Raw genomic sequence first — 14921 nt, forward strand, 5'->3', positions numbered from 1 at the left:
CGCCCACCGGATCGAGCGCCTGGAGCCCGAGCACCTGGAGCGCTTCTACCGCCGGATGCAACAGACCGGCAGCGCCCCGGCGACCGCCCACCAAGTGCACCGCACGATCCGAACCGCGCTCAACGAGGCCGTACGCCGGGGGCACCTCGTCAAGAACCCGGCCACCCTCGCCAAGACACCGCGCATGCCAGAGGGTGAGATCGAGCCGTACACGGTCGCCGAGGTACAGCGGCTCATGGCTGCCACCCATGGCCGGCGTAACAGCGCACGGTGGGCGGTCGCGCTGGCCCTCGGCCTGCGCCAGGGGGAGGCGCTCGGCCTGCGCCGGTCAGATGTTGACCTGGACGCCGGGACCCTGACCGTCCGGCGCGGCCGGCAACGGCCGAGGTGGGAGCACGGGTGCCGCTCACCGTGCGGCCGAAAGCACGGCGGCCACTGTCCCGACCGCCGACAGATTCGGGCCGATACCGCCGACACCAAATCTCGGGCCGGTCGGCGCAGCATCGGCCTCCCTGACGAGCTGGTGGCGCTGCTCCGCAAGCACAGCGACGAGCAGGACCAGGAGCGCGCTACCGCCGCCCAACTCTGGGAGGGAGGTGACTGGCTGTTCGCCATGCCGACCGGCGGCCCGGTCAACCCGCGCACCGACTACGACGAATGGAAGCGAGTGCTCAAGCTCGCCGGGCTACGAGACGGCCGGTTGCATGACGCCCGGCACACCGCCGGCAACCGTGCTGCTGATCCTCGGCGTGGCCGAGCGCGCCGTGATGGGCATCATGGGCTGGTCCAATTCCGCGATGGCGGCCCGGTACCAACACCTCACCGCCCAGGTCCGGCGGGACATTGCGCAGCGCGTCGGCGGACTGCTCTGGGACAGCCCGCCGGAGAAGCCGAAATCGGCCTCTTGAGCACGAACTGAGACCAAAACTGAGACCACAAGCGGAACGCCCGGCCGATCCTCACGGATCGACCGGGCGTTCTCGCATTTCACGAGCGGTGGCGGCGGGATTTGAACCCGCGGAGGGCGTAAACCCTCACACGCTTTCGAGGCGTGCTCCTTAGGCCACTCGGACACGCCACCGCCGAGTAGGGTACAGGACCCCGGGTCTGGACGCCGAACCGGTATCCCCCGGCCCGGCCTGGCAGGATCTTTGCCATGAGTACGCACATCGGCGCTGAGCCGGGAGAGATCGCCGAGCGGGTCCTGATGCCGGGCGACCCGCTGCGGGCCAAGTGGATCGCGGAGACCTACCTCGAGGACGCCCGCTGCTACACGACGGTTCGCGGCATGCTGGGCTTCACCGGCCGCTGGAACGGCGTCGAGGTCTCCGTCCAGGGTTCCGGCATGGGCATGCCGTCCGCCTCCATCTACGCCCACGAGCTGATCAACGAGTACGGCGTGAAGACGCTGATCCGGGTCGGTTCCTGCGGCGCCCTGACCGAGGACCTCCAGCTGCGGGACGTGGTGGCGGCGATCGGCTCGTCCACCGACTCGAACATGAACCGGATGCGGTTCGACGGGCTGATCGACTACGCCCCGGTGGCCGACTTCGGGCTGCTGCGTACCGCGGTCGAGGTGGCCGAGCGGCGCGGCATCACCATGCGGGTCGGCCCGATCCTGGCCGCGGACGCCTTCTACACCGACCGGCCGGACCTCTACGACACCCTCGCCGACTACGGCGTGCTCGCGGTGGAGATGGAGTCGGCGGCGCTCTACACGATCGCGGCCCGCTTCAAGGCCCGCGCGCTGACCGTGCTGACCGTCAGCGACCACATCAAGACCGGCGAGAAGACCACGTCGCAGGAGCGCGAGCAGACCTTCGGCCAGATGGTCGAGATCGCCCTGGACACCGCCATCGCCTGATCCGACCCGATCCCGGACCGCCCCGTCACCGCCTGATCCGACCCGATCCCGGACCGCCCCGTCACCGCCCGGTGGCGGGGCGGTCGCCGTTACCGGGGTCACACAAATAAATACGACCGGTCGTGCTGTTTTCTCGCTACGCTGCCCGCATGACCTCCGACGGCCGCGTCGCCCGCGGCGACCGCACCCGCACCGCGGTGCTGGACACCGCCGTGGCGCTGGCCACCGAGGTCGGCCTGGACGGGCTCTCCCTCGCCCAGCTCGCCGACCGGCTCGGGGTCAGCAAGTCCGGCCTCTTCGCGCACTGGCGCTCCAAGGAGGCGTTGCAACTCGCCACCGTCGACCGGGCCGTGGCCCAGTGGGAGGAGCGGATCGCCGCCCCGGCCCTGCGCGCCCCCCGGGGCGTCCGCCGGCTGCGCGCGCTGCACGAGGCCCGGATCGAGTTCTACGCCGCCCGGGTGCTGCCCGGCGGCTGCTTCTTCGCCAACACCGAGTTCGAGTACAACGCCCGTCCCGGCCCGGTCCGGGACCGGCTCGCCGAGGCGTTCGGCCGGTGGACCGCGTTCCTCGAACGCCTCGTCCGGGAGGCCGTCGAGCTCGGCGAACTCCCCGCCGACCTGGACGTGCCGCTGCTGGCGTACGAGATCGACGCGCTGGGGATCAGCGCGGCGATGCGGTCCCGGCTGCTCGACCCGGACACCACCTACCGGCACGCCCGCCAGGGCCTGCTGAACCGGCTGCGGGCGCTCTGCCCGGATCCGACCCTGCTACCGGAAGGCCAGTCATGAGCCACGCCACCGTCGACCGGCCGGTCGCCGAGTTCGGTCACGTCGAGCACGTCCCCGTGCACTTCGACGACCTCGACGCCATGGGCATCCTGCACAACGCCCGCTACGCGATGCTGCTCGAGCGCGCCCTGACGCCCTACTGGGCCGAGCGCGGCGTCGCCTTCCGCGGCGACCTGCACAGCGCCCCCGACGTGTTCCACGCGGTCCGCGAGTTCACCATCACCTACCGGGCCCCGGTCACCGGGGTCGGCCCGGTGGCGGTGCACTTCTGGCTGGAGCACTTCGGCACCAGCAGCGCCCGCTACGCCTTCGAGTTCCGCTCGGTGGACGGCGCCACGGTCTACGCCGAGGGCACCCGGTCGATCGTCCGGCTGGACCCGGCCACCCTGCGCCCCACCGCCTGGACCGAGGCCGGCCGCGCCGTCGCCGAGACCCTGCTGCGTCCCGCCCCGCAACCCGCCTGACCGGGCGGTCTAGCGGAAGAAGGCGCGCAGCAGCGCGACGCTCTCCGCCTCCCGCACCCCGCCGTACACCTCGGGGCGGTGGGTGAGGCGGCGGTCGCGCAGCACGTCCCACAGCGAGCCGACGGCGCCGGTCTTCGGCTCCCACGCGCCGAAGACCACCGTCGAGATCCGGGCCAGCGCGATCGCCCCCGCGCACATGGTGCACGGCTCCAGGGTCACCACCAGGGTGCAGCCCTCCAGCCGCCAGCGGCCCAGCCGCTCGGCGGCCCGGCGCAGCGCCAGCACCTCGGCGTGCGCGGTCGGGTCGCCGGTCAGCTCCCGCTCGTTGCGGCCGATGGCCAGCTCGGCGCCGTCCGGGCCGTAGACGACCGCGCCGACCGGGACGTCCTCGATCGCGTCGGGGCCGTCTTCGGGCACGCTGTCCGGGCCGGTTACCGCGACCTCCAGGGCCCGACGCATCCACAGCTCGTGCCGCTGCCGGCGGCCCACGCCGCCCGGGTCGGCCAGCCCCTCGTCCGCGCCCGGACCGACCCGGGCCGGCCGGCCCGGGGTGGGCTGCCCCGGGCGTACGGTCTCCAGGGCCGGATCGGTGGCGTCGGCGGGTTCCGCCCCGCCGGTCCACTCCGGGCCGGGCGGCTCAGACCTCACGCAGCTCCTCGACCTCGTCGGCGCAGCCGAGCACCTGGCAGATCTCGGCGGTGACGTCGGCCGGCATCATTCCCTCGGAGCCGCTGAGGGAGAGCAGCTTCGGCGCCGGGATGCCCAGGTCGGCGAGGATGTCGGCGTCGCCCACCGGGTCGGCCTCCGGGTCCACGGCCGGCTGCTCGGTCTCCTCGTCGCCACCGGCGGCCGGCCGCGGCTCGTCGGCGTCCTCCAGCCCGGTGACCGAGGTCTTCAGGTCCCCGACCAGCAGCGCGCCCAGCCGGGACTCCTCGGCGTACGCCGAGTCGGAGCCGAAGACCCGCAGGTCCTCCCCCTCGTCGAGGCGCAGGATCACCAGGTACGTGTCGTCGGCCTCGACGAAGAGCAGCGAGAGGTCGGCGTCCGGCTCGACGTCGCGCAGCCGGTCGGCCACCTCCTCGATGTCGGTGACGCCCCGCAGGCTCACCTCGTCGGCGGTCCAGGCGCCCTCGACGCGCGCCACGGCAGCAGCGAAGTACGACACGGTCCCCCCAAGTTGACCTCGGCAGCACGCCGACTCGTCACGCGATGCACGTTAACCGGTCGGGTCGGCAGCCGACCGGTCAACGCCCCGAAGGGCCGGCCGTTCCCGGAGAAAGTCGGTCAGCCGGCGACGCGGCGGCGGGTCGCGATCAGCTCGCGCAGGCGCTCGCTGCGGGCCCGCTGCGGCCGTACGCGCTGCCGCACCGTGCGGGCACCGGCCAACTCGGCGAGGAGTTGCAGGCGGCGGCGGCTCCGCTCGGGGTCGAGCCGCGGCGGGGTGGTCCAGGCCATACCGCGAGCGTGAACCGTCACCGCGCGTACGTCAAGACGGTCTTCACTACGCAATGAAACCGGCACGCAGGGTCACCAGAGCGGCCAGTCGCCACTCTGCGCCCAGCGCACCGCGACGATCGCCGCGGCGATGCTCCAACCACCCGCCGTGACGATCGCGACCCCGGTGGCCACCCCTCGGTCACCGTGCCGGACCAGCACCGCGGCGGCCAGCCAGGCCAGCCCGCCGGCGAACAGCGTCCACCACGCGTAGCCGGGGACGTCCCGGCCGAGCAGGCCGAACAGCAGCAGCCAGGCGAAGGCGGTCACCGCGCCGACCGCGACGCCCGCGCCGGTGACCGGGTACGGCTCGCGGTAGCTCGGCCGCATCGGCGCCCCCGACGGGAAGAGCCCCGACGGGGTGCGTGGCAGCGGCCGCACGGGCCCCGCACCGGGCTCACCGGGTACGCCCTGCCAGCCGTTCGTCACCGCTGCCCCCTTCACGGAACGTAGATGTACCGAGGTCACGCAGAGCGACCGTGCGGTACGGACCCGTCTCAGCGTTCGTCCCCACGGTAGTGGTCTGTAAGGATGACCGGATGCGCTCGCCATCGATCGGACGCCGCGCGCGTCCGGCGTACCCGGTCCTGCTGCTCGTGGCGGCGCTGGCCGCCGGGTGCGGCCCGGGCGACCGCCCCGCCTCGGCGCCGGGCAACTCGTGGCAGGGTCCGAGCGCGATGGCCACCGGGGCGCGGCCCGCCGCTCCGGCCGACCCCACGGCGTCGGCCGCCCCGCCCACGCCGTCCCCTTCGCCGAGCCGCACCGACCTGCGGCACGTCTTCCCGGTCCGCGCCGGCAACGTCGACTACCACCCGACCCACTCCGCGTACCCGGGGACGGACATCTTCGCCGACTGCGGCGAGCCGGTGGTGGCGGTCACCGACGGGGTGATCCTCGAGGTGAGCCGGGTGGACCGGTTCAGCCGGCGGGGGCCGTTGGGTCCGTACAACGGCGGGTTGTCGGTCTCGCTGCTCGGCGACGACGGGGTCCGCTACTACGGGTCGCACCTGAGCGCGATCACCACCGGCGTGGACGCCGGGGTCCGGGTGCGGGCCGGGCAGCAGCTCGGCAAGGTGGGCCGCACCGGCAACGCCAACAACGTCTGCCACCTGCACTTCGGGCTCTCCCCGAAGTGCACGGGCCACGACGACTGGTGGATCCGGCGAGGCGTGGTCTGGCCGGCGAAGTACCTGGACTCGTGGCGCAAGCGCGGCAACCGCGCGCCGGCCGCCGAGGTGACCGCCTGGCAGCGCAAGCACGGCTGCCCGAAGGCGCCGAGCGACTCCGCCGCGGCCGGCTGACCGCCGTCCACTCCCGACACCCCGGGCGACACCGCGCGGCGGGCCGCACGGGCGCGTAGGTTGCAGGGCATGACTGCGCGGGACCCCATCGCCGACCTGCGGCGGATCGCGTTCCTGCTGGAGCGGGCGAACGAGGCCACCTACCGGGTCCGGGCGTTCCGGTCGGCGGCCAAGGCGCTCGCCGCCCTGCCGACCGGCGAGGTGGCCGAGCGGGCCCGCACCGGCAAGCTCACCGAGCTGTCCGGGGTCGGCGACGTCACGGCCCGCTGCGTGGCCGAGTCGCTGGCCGGCGAGGAGCCGGTCTACCTGCGCCGGCTGGTCGCCACCGAGGGCACCGACCTCGACGAGGCCGCCGCGAAGCTGCGGGACGCGCTGCGCGGCGACTGCCACACCCACTCGGACTGGTCCGACGGCGGCTCACCGATCGAGGAGATGGCCCTGGCGGCGGTCGAGCTGGGGCACGAGTACGTGGTGCTCACCGACCACTCGCCCCGGCTCACGGTGGCCCGGGGGCTCACGGCGGACCGGCTGCGCAAGCAGCTCGACCACGTGGCCGCGGTGAACGAGGCGCTGCCGAAGGGCTTCCGCATCCTCACCGGCATCGAGGTGGACATCCTCGCCGACGGGTCGCTGGACCAGGACGAGGAGCTGCTGGCCCGGCTCGACGTGGTGGTCGGCTCGGTGCACAGCGGCCTCAACGACGACCGGGCGAAGATGACCCGCCGGATGCTGGCCGCGATCGCCAACCCGCACCTGGACATCCTCGGCCACTGCACCGGGCGGATGGTCTCCTCCCGGCCGGCCGGGGTGACCGGCCCGGGCGACCGGGGGCACCGGGCGCGTACCCGCAAGGAGAGCGACTTCGACGCGGACGCGGTCTTCGCGGCCTGCGCGGAGCACGACGTGGCCGTCGAGATCAACTCCCGGCCGGAGCGGCAGGACCCGCCGAAGCGGCTGATCCGCCGCGCCTTGGAGGCCGGCTGCAAGTTCGCCGTCAACACCGACGCGCACGCCCCCGGCCAGCTCGACTGGCAGCGCTTCGGCTGCGAACGGGCCGCGCTCTGCGGCGTACCGGCGAACCGGGTGGTCAACACCTGGAAGGCCGACCGCCTGGTGAAGTGGACGGCCGGCCGGGGCTGAGCGGCCGCGGTGGCGGCATCCGGGACCCGGACCCCGCCACCTCGCCGACCCGCCGGTCAGCGGCCGGCCGGCACCGCCGGACGGGTGGCGGCGGCGGGGACGGACGCCGGCCGGCGGCGGCCGAGCATCCCCTGCGCGACGGCCACGCCGAGCAGCACGACCAGGGCGCCCACCGGCTGGTGCCAGTTCATCCGCTCGCCCAGCACCACCGCGCCGACCAGCACCGCGAACACCGGGATGAGGTAGGTGACCGTGGAGGCGGTGCTCGCCCCGGCGACCCGGATGTTGCGCAGGTTGATCACGAAGGCCAGCCCGGTGCCGAGCGCGCCGAGCGCCAGCACGGAGCCCACCACCTTCGCGGAGAGCCCGGTGGGCACCGGCGGCGCGCCGGCCACCAGCGGCGCGACCAGCGCCAGCTGCGCGGTCGCCACCAGCAGCTGCGCCGCCGACAGCGACAGGCCGGAGTACGAACTGCCCGCGATGAACTTCTTCTGGTACGGGATCGCCACCCCGTAGCAGGCCGCCGCTCCGAGGCACATGAGCTGGCCGGTGAAGTGCGAGCCGCCCACGCCCTCCCAGACGCCGAGCACCACGAGCACGCCGGTGAACCCCAGCGCCAGCCCGATCGCGCGCCGCACGGTCAGCCGCTCGGTGCGGAACACCAGCACCGCCAGCGGCAGCACGATCAGCGGCGTGGTGGCGTTCCAGATGCCGGCGAGCATCGACTCCACCCGCTGCTCGCCGAAACCGAACAGGGTGAACGGCAGCGCCACGCCGAAGGCGGCCACCACCACGAGGTGCGCCCAGACCCGGGGCTCGCGGGGCAGCCGGTCGCGCAGCACGGCCAGCACCACCAGCAGCGTCACCGCGCCGGTGGCCACCCGGTAGAGGGTGAGATGCAACGGGTGCAGCTCGGCCACCCCCACCTTGATGAAGAGGAAGCTGGAACCCCAGATCACGCCGAGCGCGAGGAACCCGGGCAGCCAGCTCCGCAACGGGGCCCGGTCAGGAGTGGTATCCACTGTCACCCCTGACACTCTGCCGTAGGGGTACGACGAAGTCCCGCGAAAATCGGACGCCGTGTCGACCGCCACAACCGCTCGACCACACCTGCGCCTGCTCCTCCGCACACGACGAACTTGGTCGACAACGGGGTGGCACGGTCACGTAGGGTCGCAGCGTGGGACGAATCGATGACCTCGCCAACCGCTACGTGGCCGACTGGGCTCCGCTGAGCCCGACCGGCGCCACCTACGTCGGTATCGCCGGCTACGACGACCAGCTCGACGACCTCTCCCCCGAGGGCTACACGGCCCGCGCCGACCTGACCCGGCGCACCCTGGCCGACCTCGACGTGACCGAGCCGGACACGGAGTCGGAGCGGACCGCCAGGGAGGCGATGCAGGAGCGCCTCGGTCTGGAGCTTGCCCGCTACGAGGCCGGCGAGGCCAGCAGCGAGGTCAACGTGATCGCCAGCGGGCTGCACGACCTGCGGATGGTCTTCGACCTCATGCCGACCGAGGGCGACGACGCCAAGGCGAACGTGGCCGCCCGGCTCAACCGCTTCGCGGGCGCGCTGGAGGGCTACAAGCGCACGCTGCGCGAGGCGGCGGCGGCCGGCCAGGTCAGCTCGCAGGTGCAGCTCGTCGAGGTCGCCAAGCAGTGCGACATCTGGGTCGACCCGAACGGCGACAACTTCTTCCACGGCCTGGCCGAGCGGCTCGGCGCCGAGGGCGCGCTCGGCGCCGAGCTGCGCAAGGGCGCGGCCGCCGCGACCGCCGCGACCGCCGAGTTCGGGCAGTTCCTCCGCACCGAGCTGGCCCCGCAGGGGCGGCTCAAGCAGGCCGCCGGCCGGGAGCGTTACGAGCTGGCCTCGCAGTACTTCCTCGGCGCCCGGGTCGACCTCGACGAGACGTACGCCTGGGGTTTCGCGGAGCTGGCCCGCCTGGAGGGCGAGATGCGAACCGTTGCCGGGCGCATCGCGGGTCCGGGTGCCAGTGTCGATGACGCCGTGCGTGCCCTGGACGCGGACCCGGCCCGGACCATCCAGGGCAAGGAGGCGTTCCGGGACTGGATGCAGGCGCTCGCCGACAAGGCGATCAGCGAGCTGCACGGCACCCACTTCGACATCCCGGAGCAGGTGCGCCGGATCGAGTGCTGCCTCGCGCCCACCAGCGACGGCGCCATCTACTACACCGGCCCGAGCGAGGACTTCTCCCGGCCGGGCCGGATGTGGTGGGCCGTGCCGCAGGGCATCAGCGACTTCTCCACCTGGCGCGAGGTGACCACGGTCTACCACGAGGGCGTGCCGGGTCACCACCTCCAGGTCGCCCAGACCGCCGTCCGCGCCGACCTGCTCAACCGCTGGCAGCGGCTGCTCTGCTGGGTCTCCGGGCACGGTGAGGGCTGGGCGCTCTACTCCGAGCGGCTGATGGACGAGCTGGGCTACCTGGAGGACCCGGGCGACAAGCTCGGCATGCTCGACGGGCAGGCGTTCCGGGCCGCCCGGGTGATCGTCGACATCGGCATGCACCTGGAGCTGGAGATCCCGGCCGACAACCCGTTCGGCTTCCACCCGGGCGAGCGCTGGACGCCGGAGCTGGGCTGGGAGTTCATGCGCGCGCACTGCCGGGTGCCGGACGAGAACCTGCGCTTCGAGCTGAACCGCTACCTGGGCTGGCCGGGGCAGGCGCCCTCGTACAAGGTGGGCGAGCGGATCTGGCTCCAGGCCCGCGAGGAGGCGAAGGCCCGCAAGGGCGCCGAGTTCGACCTCAAGGAGTTCCACCGCCAGGCCCTCGACCTGGGCTCGCTGGGGCTCGACCCGCTGCGCCGGGCGCTGGCCCGGCTCTGAGCGACGACGACGGCCGGGAGTCGGAGGGGATCCTCCGGCTCCCGGCCGTTCCGCTTACCGTCGCGCGTCAGGCCAGGTCGAGCTTGAGCACGGGCCGGGCGGTGAGCGACTTGGAGTTCTCGTACGCCAGGTCGATCACCGGGTCGGTGAAGCTGATCGGGATCGGCGAGGTGATCGGGATGCCGTCGGGGAACGGCAGGTCCGGGGTGAGCGTGATCTTGATGCCGAGCAGATGCCCGACGAAGCGGGTGGCGTAGAAGGCGACGTCACCCTCGACGGTGAGCCGGTCGGTGACGTACCGCTGGGCCTTACCGTCCGGGCCGGTGGCCCGGAGCGTGAAGTCCTCCGTCACCGCCTTGTCCATGGTGAACTTCAGGCACTTCAGCGTGCCCTCCTGGGTGGGCAGCTCGACGATCCCCTCGAACCGGAGCCCGGTCATGGTGACCTTCGAGCCGGTCAGCTTGGACGGCTGCTGGGCCACCTTCGGCTGTCCCGGTTCGGGGGCGATCTTCGGCATCGGCGCGCCCGCCTCCACCTTGCGGGGGGTGCTCGGCTTCGCCGGGGGGCAGGTGGGAGTGGCGCCGCCCGACCCGGTCGGGGTCGGGGTCGCCGCGGCCGGCGCGCCGGGCGTCCCGACCGCGCCGGCGGCCGGGCTGGGGCTCGCCGACGGCGCGGTCGACGCGGCCCGCTTACCGCCGGTGAAGAGGTCTCCGATGCCGTCCAGGATGTCGGTGAGGATGTTGCCGTCCGAGCTGGGTTCCGCCGACGGGCTCGGGCTGGCCGACGAACTCGGGCTGGCCGTCGGGGTCGGGGTGACGCGGCTGGGCGACGGGGACGGGGTGGTGGCCCGCGCCGGCGGTTTCGGGCAGGTGGTCGGGGTCGTGGCGGGTGCGGCCGCTCGTACGGGCTGGGGGTGGATGGCCACCAGCGCCGTGGCGGAGAGGCCGAGCACCACCAGCGCCACCGCGAAGTACTGCGGGTCGCGGGAGGTGCCGGGCGACTCCGGCGGACCGTCCGGCGGCACCTCGGCGGCCGGCTCGCCGTCAGTGGGACCGGCGGTGGGGTCGGTGGCGGGCCGGGCGGTCGGCGTCCAGGCGAAGGCAAGGGCACTGCCGATGATGCCGAGCAGCAGGCCGAGGAAGAAGCCGCCGAGGTTGAGCCCCATCAGCGAGTAGATCGTGGTGACCACCGCGACGATCGAGTAGAACAGCCGCTGTCCCGGGCTGAACCAGAGCAGCAGCCCGCAGCTGACCAGGATGACCGGGATCAGCAGCGAGTAGAGCCCGGTGGATCCGCTGTGGAAGCTCAAGCCGTTGAGGGTCATCTTGGTGGAGGCGAACATCTCCACCCCTGCCAGCGCGGTGAGCAGGCCGCCCCAGAACGGCCGGGTCCGCCGCCAGCTCTGGAAGCCCCGCCACACCCGGCCGGCACCACCGGCGCGGACGTGTTGCGGATCAGCGTTCGTCACGTACTCCTCCTGGCGGAGCGAAAAACGAGGGACGGAACGGGCCTGCGGCAGTCGCCCGCCGCAGGCCTGCGGTTTCGGCTCAGAAACATTCCTTGTTCTTGGCCGCGTCCCCGACGTTGACCTTGAGTCGCAGGCCCACCAGGTTGAAGGTGGAGGCGGTGGTGTAGCGGGAGACCTGTTCGAGGTTGGTGATGGTGACCGTTTCGGCGTTCTGCCCGAACGAGCCGGTGCGCGCCGTCGGGTTCAGGTCGGACGCGTCCCGGCCGATCTTGATGTTGCCGAAGGTCGCGTTGCCGTCCAGGCTGTCCATCGCGATCATCAGGTCCTTGGCCTTGGCCGGGTCCTTGCCGTCACCGGCGTTGATGGTGAGCACCACCGGCAGCCCCGGCAGGTCGGCACGGACCGACTGGCAGAGCTTGTAGAGGTCGGCGCTGGTGATCTCGGCGAGGGCGACCGGGTGGACGGTGCCGTCCTTCTCCCGGACGATGCCGCCGTACTGCTTGAAGCCGTCGCCCTCGAGCCGGTCGGCGCTGATCTTGAAGGTCTGGCCGGACACGGTGATGTCGGACGCGATCGCTCCGGTCGACATGCCGAACAGGATGGCGCCGGCGGCTGCGGTCGCGGGCACCATCATCGCGGCGAAGCGCCGCCACCTGGTACGTCCCGGGTTGTCGATCTGCACAGATTCCTCCTCGGTGGGGGCGGGCGCTCGTCGGGGTGGCTGGTCGACGAATCGGCGCCCCGTGCCGGGGCCGCAGCGACTGTTACCAGCGGGTAACGAACGCGCGTCTGATGGTGCACCGACAGAGGCGTGCGTCACAAGGGGCGATCCTACTCACAGGTAACTCCGCCGCCGCCGCGTCGCCCTCGCGCTCACCGTCGGTGCGGGAACGGGCCGGCCGACAGCGGGGAGAAGCCCGCGAATCGGGCATGAGCGCCGGCGTTCGTCACCCTGCGCGGTCAAACCATCGACGCATTACGATTAAGTAACGGGCGCTGAGCGTGACGGCATGACAACGGGGGCGGGTCGACCACCGGTCGACCCGCCCCCGCGTGCCCTACGTCAGCGCTTCTCGGCCTCGTCGTCCACCGCGGGACGCTGGGCCGGCACCGTCGACGACTCCTCGTCGGTACGCCAGTTCGTCGACGCCGGCGGGATCTCGTCGCTCAAGGGACCACCGACGGGCGCGTCGTCACCCGACGGGCCACCGGCGGGCGCCTCGGCGAGCCGGTGCCGAGCGGTGGCGTCGCCGCCGTTGCCGCGCAGCACCAGCAGCATGCCCGCCAGCAGGGCGAGCACGCCCAGAACACCGGCGCCGATCGGCACGTACGTCCGCACCATGCCGATCTTCAGGCGGTTGTCCTTGGCGGTCTCCACGCTCTTGGCGATGGTGTCCTCGGTGTAGTTGAAGTCCGCGTCGAGCAGCACGGTGACCGGCCCGTTGTCCGGCCGGAACTCCTTGTGCTGCTGCTCGCGCACCTTGAGGTAGGCGCCGGTGACCGGGTCCACCCACAGCGTGCGGGTGTTGCTGTAGACCACCTTCCCGGTCGTGGCCTGGGGCGCGAACCGGCCGATCAGCGTCTTGATGTTGCTCTCCGGGGTGTTCAGCGTCTCGTTCTCGATCCGCTGCTCGAACCGGTAGGCCTCCAGGCCCTTGACGTCCTCGGTGCCGGTGAACTTGGCCGGCGTGGCCCGCTTCAGGTCACGGTCGAAGACCGGGTACTCCTTCTTCTTGGTGTCGAAGGGGAACTTGTAGACCTGACCCTCGTAGGTCACGTTGCCGACCGGCGTCTGCTCCGCGCCGGTCTCGTTCAGCCACTGTTCGTCCCAGTTTGCGGCGGCGCCGCTGGCACGGTCGAGGGCGAGCTCCGTGCTGTACTGGCTGAACACCTCTCCGCCGGAGTTCTTGACGGTCTGGTAGACGTCCCAGACAACCGCCTTGCCGGCGAGTTCCTTGGGCAACCGGTCGGCGGTGGCCTCCGGCTGGGGGATCACCTCGACGGTCGACACGAGCGTTGCCTGCGGAACCTCGATGCTGACCGAGTCCCCCACGACCGTGACCTTGAGGGCGCGGGCGTTGACCGCCTCCGCCTTCGACGTCGTCCGGTCGAGGTCATAGGGAAGCTTGGTCACCGCGGGCGCCAGATACAACGGCAGCCCGATTGCGATGACCAGCAACAAGACGCCGAGCCCAAACAGCGCGGCGCCCACACGAAGCTTCACTCATCCTCCTGTAACCTGCCGCCCCGACGCCTGTCGTACGGGCCGTCCGATCCCTACCATGGCCGGCAGGTTACCGCTCGGTTACCTCCGCCGCGACCCCCTGGATGTCCAGATGTCCTCAGCCGCCGTGTCATCGGCACCAGAGCCAACGGTTGGCGCCCGGCTGCCCGCCCTGGACGCACTCCGCGCCCTCGGCGCGACCGCCGTCGTCGCGCATCACGTCGGTTTCCACACGGGCGCGACCGGCAACGCCGAGTGGGGAGGCTGGCTGGCGCGGCTGGACGCCGGGGTGGCGATCTTCTTCGTGCTCTCGGGTTTCCTGCTGTTCCGGCCCTGGGCGCTCAGCGTCGCGACCGGCAGGCGTCGACCGGCCACCGGCCGCTACCTGTGGCGGCGCGCGCTGCGCATCCTGCCGGCGTACTGGCTGACGGTGGTGACCTGCCTGATCGTGCTGCCGCAGAACCGGCCGGCCCCGGTCGGCGACTGGCTGCACCACCTGACCTTCACCCAGATCTACGCGCCCGGGCTGCTGCGCAACGGGCTCAGCCAGACCTGGAGCCTGGCCACCGAGGTCGCCTTCTACCTCATCCTGCCGCTGATCGCGGTGCCGGCCACCGGCCGGACCTGGCGACCCGTACGGACCGTGCTCGCCACCTGCGGCGGCCTCCTCGTCACGGCGGGCTGGCTCGTGGCGATGGCCCTCGGTTGGCTCGACATGGGTCTGCACACGACGTGGCTGCCCGCGTACGGCGGGTGGTTCGGCGCGGGCATGGCGCTGGCGGCCGCGCACGTGGCGCTGCGCACCGGCACCGCTCCCGCCTCCTTCCGGATCCTCGACGACCTCGCGGCAGCGCCGGTGGCCTGCTGGACGGCGGCGGTCGGGCTGTTCGCGATCGCCACCACCCCGGTGGCCGGGCCACGGGACCTCACCGAGCCGTCCCCCGCGGCATTCGCCGTCAAGCTCACCCTCTACCTGGCGGTCGCGGTGCTGATCCTGGTGCCGGTCGCGTTCGGACCGCCCAGCCGGATCAAGGTCGCGCTGGGCGCCGCACCGGCCCGGTGGCTCGGCGCCGTGTCGTACGGCCTCTTCCTCTGGCACCCGCTGGTGCTCGAACTGATCTATCTGGTGACCCAGCGCCCGCTCTTCACCGGCGGTCTGGTCAGCACGTTCGCGCTCACCATGGCCGGCGGGCTCGCCTACGCGGCCGTCAGCTACTACGGCATCGAACGGCCGCTCCAGCTGCTCGGCAGCCAACGACGCGCGCGCCGGCCGGCCGCACCGCAGGAGGACCGGTCGGTCCCGGCAGTCGGCACCGCACGCTGAGTA

At 72.5% G+C, this 14921-nt stretch carries 14 protein-coding genes, 1 tRNA gene and 2 pseudogenes; 8 read left to right on the plus strand and 9 right to left on the minus strand.

The annotated features are described in order from the left end of the window. Position 1 precedes the first annotated feature (1 nt). Positions 2–908: pseudogene (locus IEY96_RS27695) on the plus strand (tyrosine-type recombinase/integrase); the annotation flags it as partial. 86 nt (positions 909–994) lie between these two features. On the opposite strand, the gene IEY96_RS27700 reads toward IEY96_RS27695, so the two are convergent. Then, positions 995–1081 (minus strand) — tRNA-Ser (locus tag IEY96_RS27700). A gap of 75 nt (positions 1082–1156) precedes the next feature. Here IEY96_RS27700 and deoD point away from each other — a divergent pair. From deoD to IEY96_RS27715, 3 genes are all read left to right on the plus strand, one after another. Further along, positions 1157–1864, plus strand: coding sequence for a purine-nucleoside phosphorylase (gene deoD, locus IEY96_RS27705; RefSeq protein WP_148431748.1), 708 nt, complete (start codon positions 1157–1159; stop codon positions 1862–1864). 149 nt (positions 1865–2013) lie between these two features. After that, positions 2014–2652 carry a TetR/AcrR family transcriptional regulator gene (locus IEY96_RS27710; protein WP_189197738.1) on the plus strand — a complete coding sequence of 213 codons (639 nt, stop codon included), beginning with the start codon at positions 2014–2016 and terminating at the stop codon, positions 2650–2652. Then, positions 2649–3116, plus strand: a complete 468-nt coding sequence (locus tag IEY96_RS27715) for an acyl-CoA thioesterase (RefSeq protein WP_189197739.1) — start codon at positions 2649–2651, stop codon at positions 3114–3116. The genes IEY96_RS27710 and IEY96_RS27715 overlap by 4 nt, the downstream gene beginning before the upstream one ends. A 9-nt stretch (positions 3117–3125) precedes the next feature. Here IEY96_RS27715 and IEY96_RS27720 read toward each other — a convergent pair whose 3' ends face one another. The 4 genes from IEY96_RS27720 to IEY96_RS27735 form a co-directional block, all read right to left on the minus strand. Next, the gene (locus tag IEY96_RS27720; protein ID WP_189197768.1) at positions 3126–3575 is read right to left on the minus strand and encodes a nucleoside deaminase; all 450 of its coding nucleotides are present in this window, start codon (positions 3573–3575) and stop codon (positions 3126–3128) included. A gap of 178 nt (positions 3576–3753) precedes the next feature. Continuing rightward, positions 3754–4281 carry a tRNA adenosine deaminase-associated protein gene (locus tag IEY96_RS27725; RefSeq protein ID WP_189197740.1) on the minus strand — a complete coding sequence of 176 codons (528 nt, stop codon included), beginning with the start codon at positions 4279–4281 and terminating at the stop codon, positions 3754–3756. Between the two features lie 119 nt (positions 4282–4400). Further along, on the minus strand, positions 4401–4571 hold the full coding sequence (locus IEY96_RS27730) for a hypothetical protein (protein ID WP_189197741.1): 171 nt from the start codon (positions 4569–4571) through the stop codon (positions 4401–4403). Positions 4572–4643: 72 nt separating this feature from the next. Beyond that, the gene (locus IEY96_RS27735) at positions 4644–4940 is read right to left on the minus strand and encodes a hypothetical protein (protein WP_148431762.1); all 297 of its coding nucleotides are present in this window, start codon (positions 4938–4940) and stop codon (positions 4644–4646) included. Positions 4941–5287: 347 nt separating this feature from the next. Between IEY96_RS27735 and IEY96_RS27740 the strand changes: the two genes are divergently transcribed. Further along, a complete protein-coding gene (locus tag IEY96_RS27740; RefSeq protein WP_373293660.1) occupies positions 5288–5911 on the plus strand; it encodes a M23 family metallopeptidase in 624 nt (207 codons plus the stop codon). A 69-nt stretch (positions 5912–5980) separates the two neighbouring features. Then, a complete protein-coding gene (locus IEY96_RS27745; protein ID WP_189197743.1) occupies positions 5981–7051 on the plus strand; it encodes a PHP domain-containing protein in 1071 nt (356 codons plus the stop codon). Here the strand turns inward: IEY96_RS27745 and IEY96_RS27750 are convergent. Then, positions 6934–8079: pseudogene (locus tag IEY96_RS27750) on the minus strand (DMT family transporter); the annotation flags it as partial. The gene IEY96_RS27745 and the pseudogene IEY96_RS27750 sit on opposite strands and share 118 nt — an antisense overlap. 152 nt (positions 8080–8231) lie before the next feature. On the opposite strand from IEY96_RS27750, the gene IEY96_RS27755 reads away from it, so the two are divergent. Continuing rightward, the gene (locus tag IEY96_RS27755) at positions 8232–9902 is read left to right on the plus strand and encodes a DUF885 domain-containing protein (protein ID WP_189197745.1); all 1671 of its coding nucleotides are present in this window, start codon (positions 8232–8234) and stop codon (positions 9900–9902) included. Positions 9903–9969: 67 nt separating this feature from the next. Here IEY96_RS27755 and IEY96_RS27760 read toward each other — a convergent pair whose 3' ends face one another. From IEY96_RS27760 to pgfA, 3 genes are all read right to left on the minus strand, one after another. After that, on the minus strand, positions 9970–11370 hold the full coding sequence (locus IEY96_RS27760; RefSeq protein ID WP_189197746.1) for a DUF6114 domain-containing protein: 1401 nt from the start codon (positions 11368–11370) through the stop codon (positions 9970–9972). Between the two features lie 79 nt (positions 11371–11449). Continuing rightward, the gene (locus IEY96_RS27765; protein WP_189197770.1) at positions 11450–12004 is read right to left on the minus strand and encodes a DUF6230 family protein; all 555 of its coding nucleotides are present in this window, start codon (positions 12002–12004) and stop codon (positions 11450–11452) included. 429 nt (positions 12005–12433) lie between these two features. Then, positions 12434–13594, minus strand: a complete 1161-nt coding sequence (gene pgfA, locus IEY96_RS27770) for a cell envelope lipid trafficking protein PgfA (protein ID WP_189197747.1) — start codon at positions 13592–13594, stop codon at positions 12434–12436. 112 nt (positions 13595–13706) lie between these two features. Here pgfA and IEY96_RS27775 point away from each other — a divergent pair, with 112 nt between their 5' ends. Next, complete coding sequence (locus tag IEY96_RS27775; RefSeq protein WP_189197748.1) at positions 13707–14918, plus strand: acyltransferase family protein; 1212 nt, start codon at positions 13707–13709, stop codon at positions 14916–14918. Positions 14919–14921 lie beyond the last annotated feature (3 nt).

The organism is Micromonospora fulviviridis (assembly GCF_014648395.1).
Taxonomy (GTDB): Bacteria; Actinomycetota; Actinomycetes; order Mycobacteriales; family Micromonosporaceae; genus Micromonospora; species Micromonospora fulviviridis.

Bases quoted from the DNA above. Each gene is read 5' to 3' on its own strand.
- IEY96_RS27710 (WP_189197738.1), top strand. From the start codon at position 2,014: ATGACCTCCGACGGCCGCGTCGCCCGCGGCGACCGCACCCGCACCGCG.
- IEY96_RS27765 (WP_189197770.1), bottom strand. From the start codon at position 12,004: ATGATGGTGCCCGCGACCGCAGCCGCCGGCGCCATCCTGTTCGGCATG.
- IEY96_RS27730 (WP_189197741.1), bottom strand. From the start codon at position 4,571: ATGGCCTGGACCACCCCGCCGCGGCTCGACCCCGAGCGGAGCCGCCGC.
- IEY96_RS27775 (WP_189197748.1), top strand. From the start codon at position 13,707: ATGTCCTCAGCCGCCGTGTCATCGGCACCAGAGCCAACGGTTGGCGCC.
- IEY96_RS27735 (WP_148431762.1), bottom strand. From the start codon at position 4,940: ATGCGGCCGAGCTACCGCGAGCCGTACCCGGTCACCGGCGCGGGCGTC.
- IEY96_RS27715 (WP_189197739.1), top strand. From the start codon at position 2,649: ATGAGCCACGCCACCGTCGACCGGCCGGTCGCCGAGTTCGGTCACGTC.
- IEY96_RS27745 (WP_189197743.1), top strand. From the start codon at position 5,981: ATGACTGCGCGGGACCCCATCGCCGACCTGCGGCGGATCGCGTTCCTG.
- IEY96_RS27720 (WP_189197768.1), bottom strand. From the start codon at position 3,575: ATGCGTCGGGCCCTGGAGGTCGCGGTAACCGGCCCGGACAGCGTGCCC.
- IEY96_RS27740 (WP_373293660.1), top strand. From the start codon at position 5,288: ATGGCCACCGGGGCGCGGCCCGCCGCTCCGGCCGACCCCACGGCGTCG.
- deoD (WP_148431748.1), top strand. From the start codon at position 1,157: ATGAGTACGCACATCGGCGCTGAGCCGGGAGAGATCGCCGAGCGGGTC.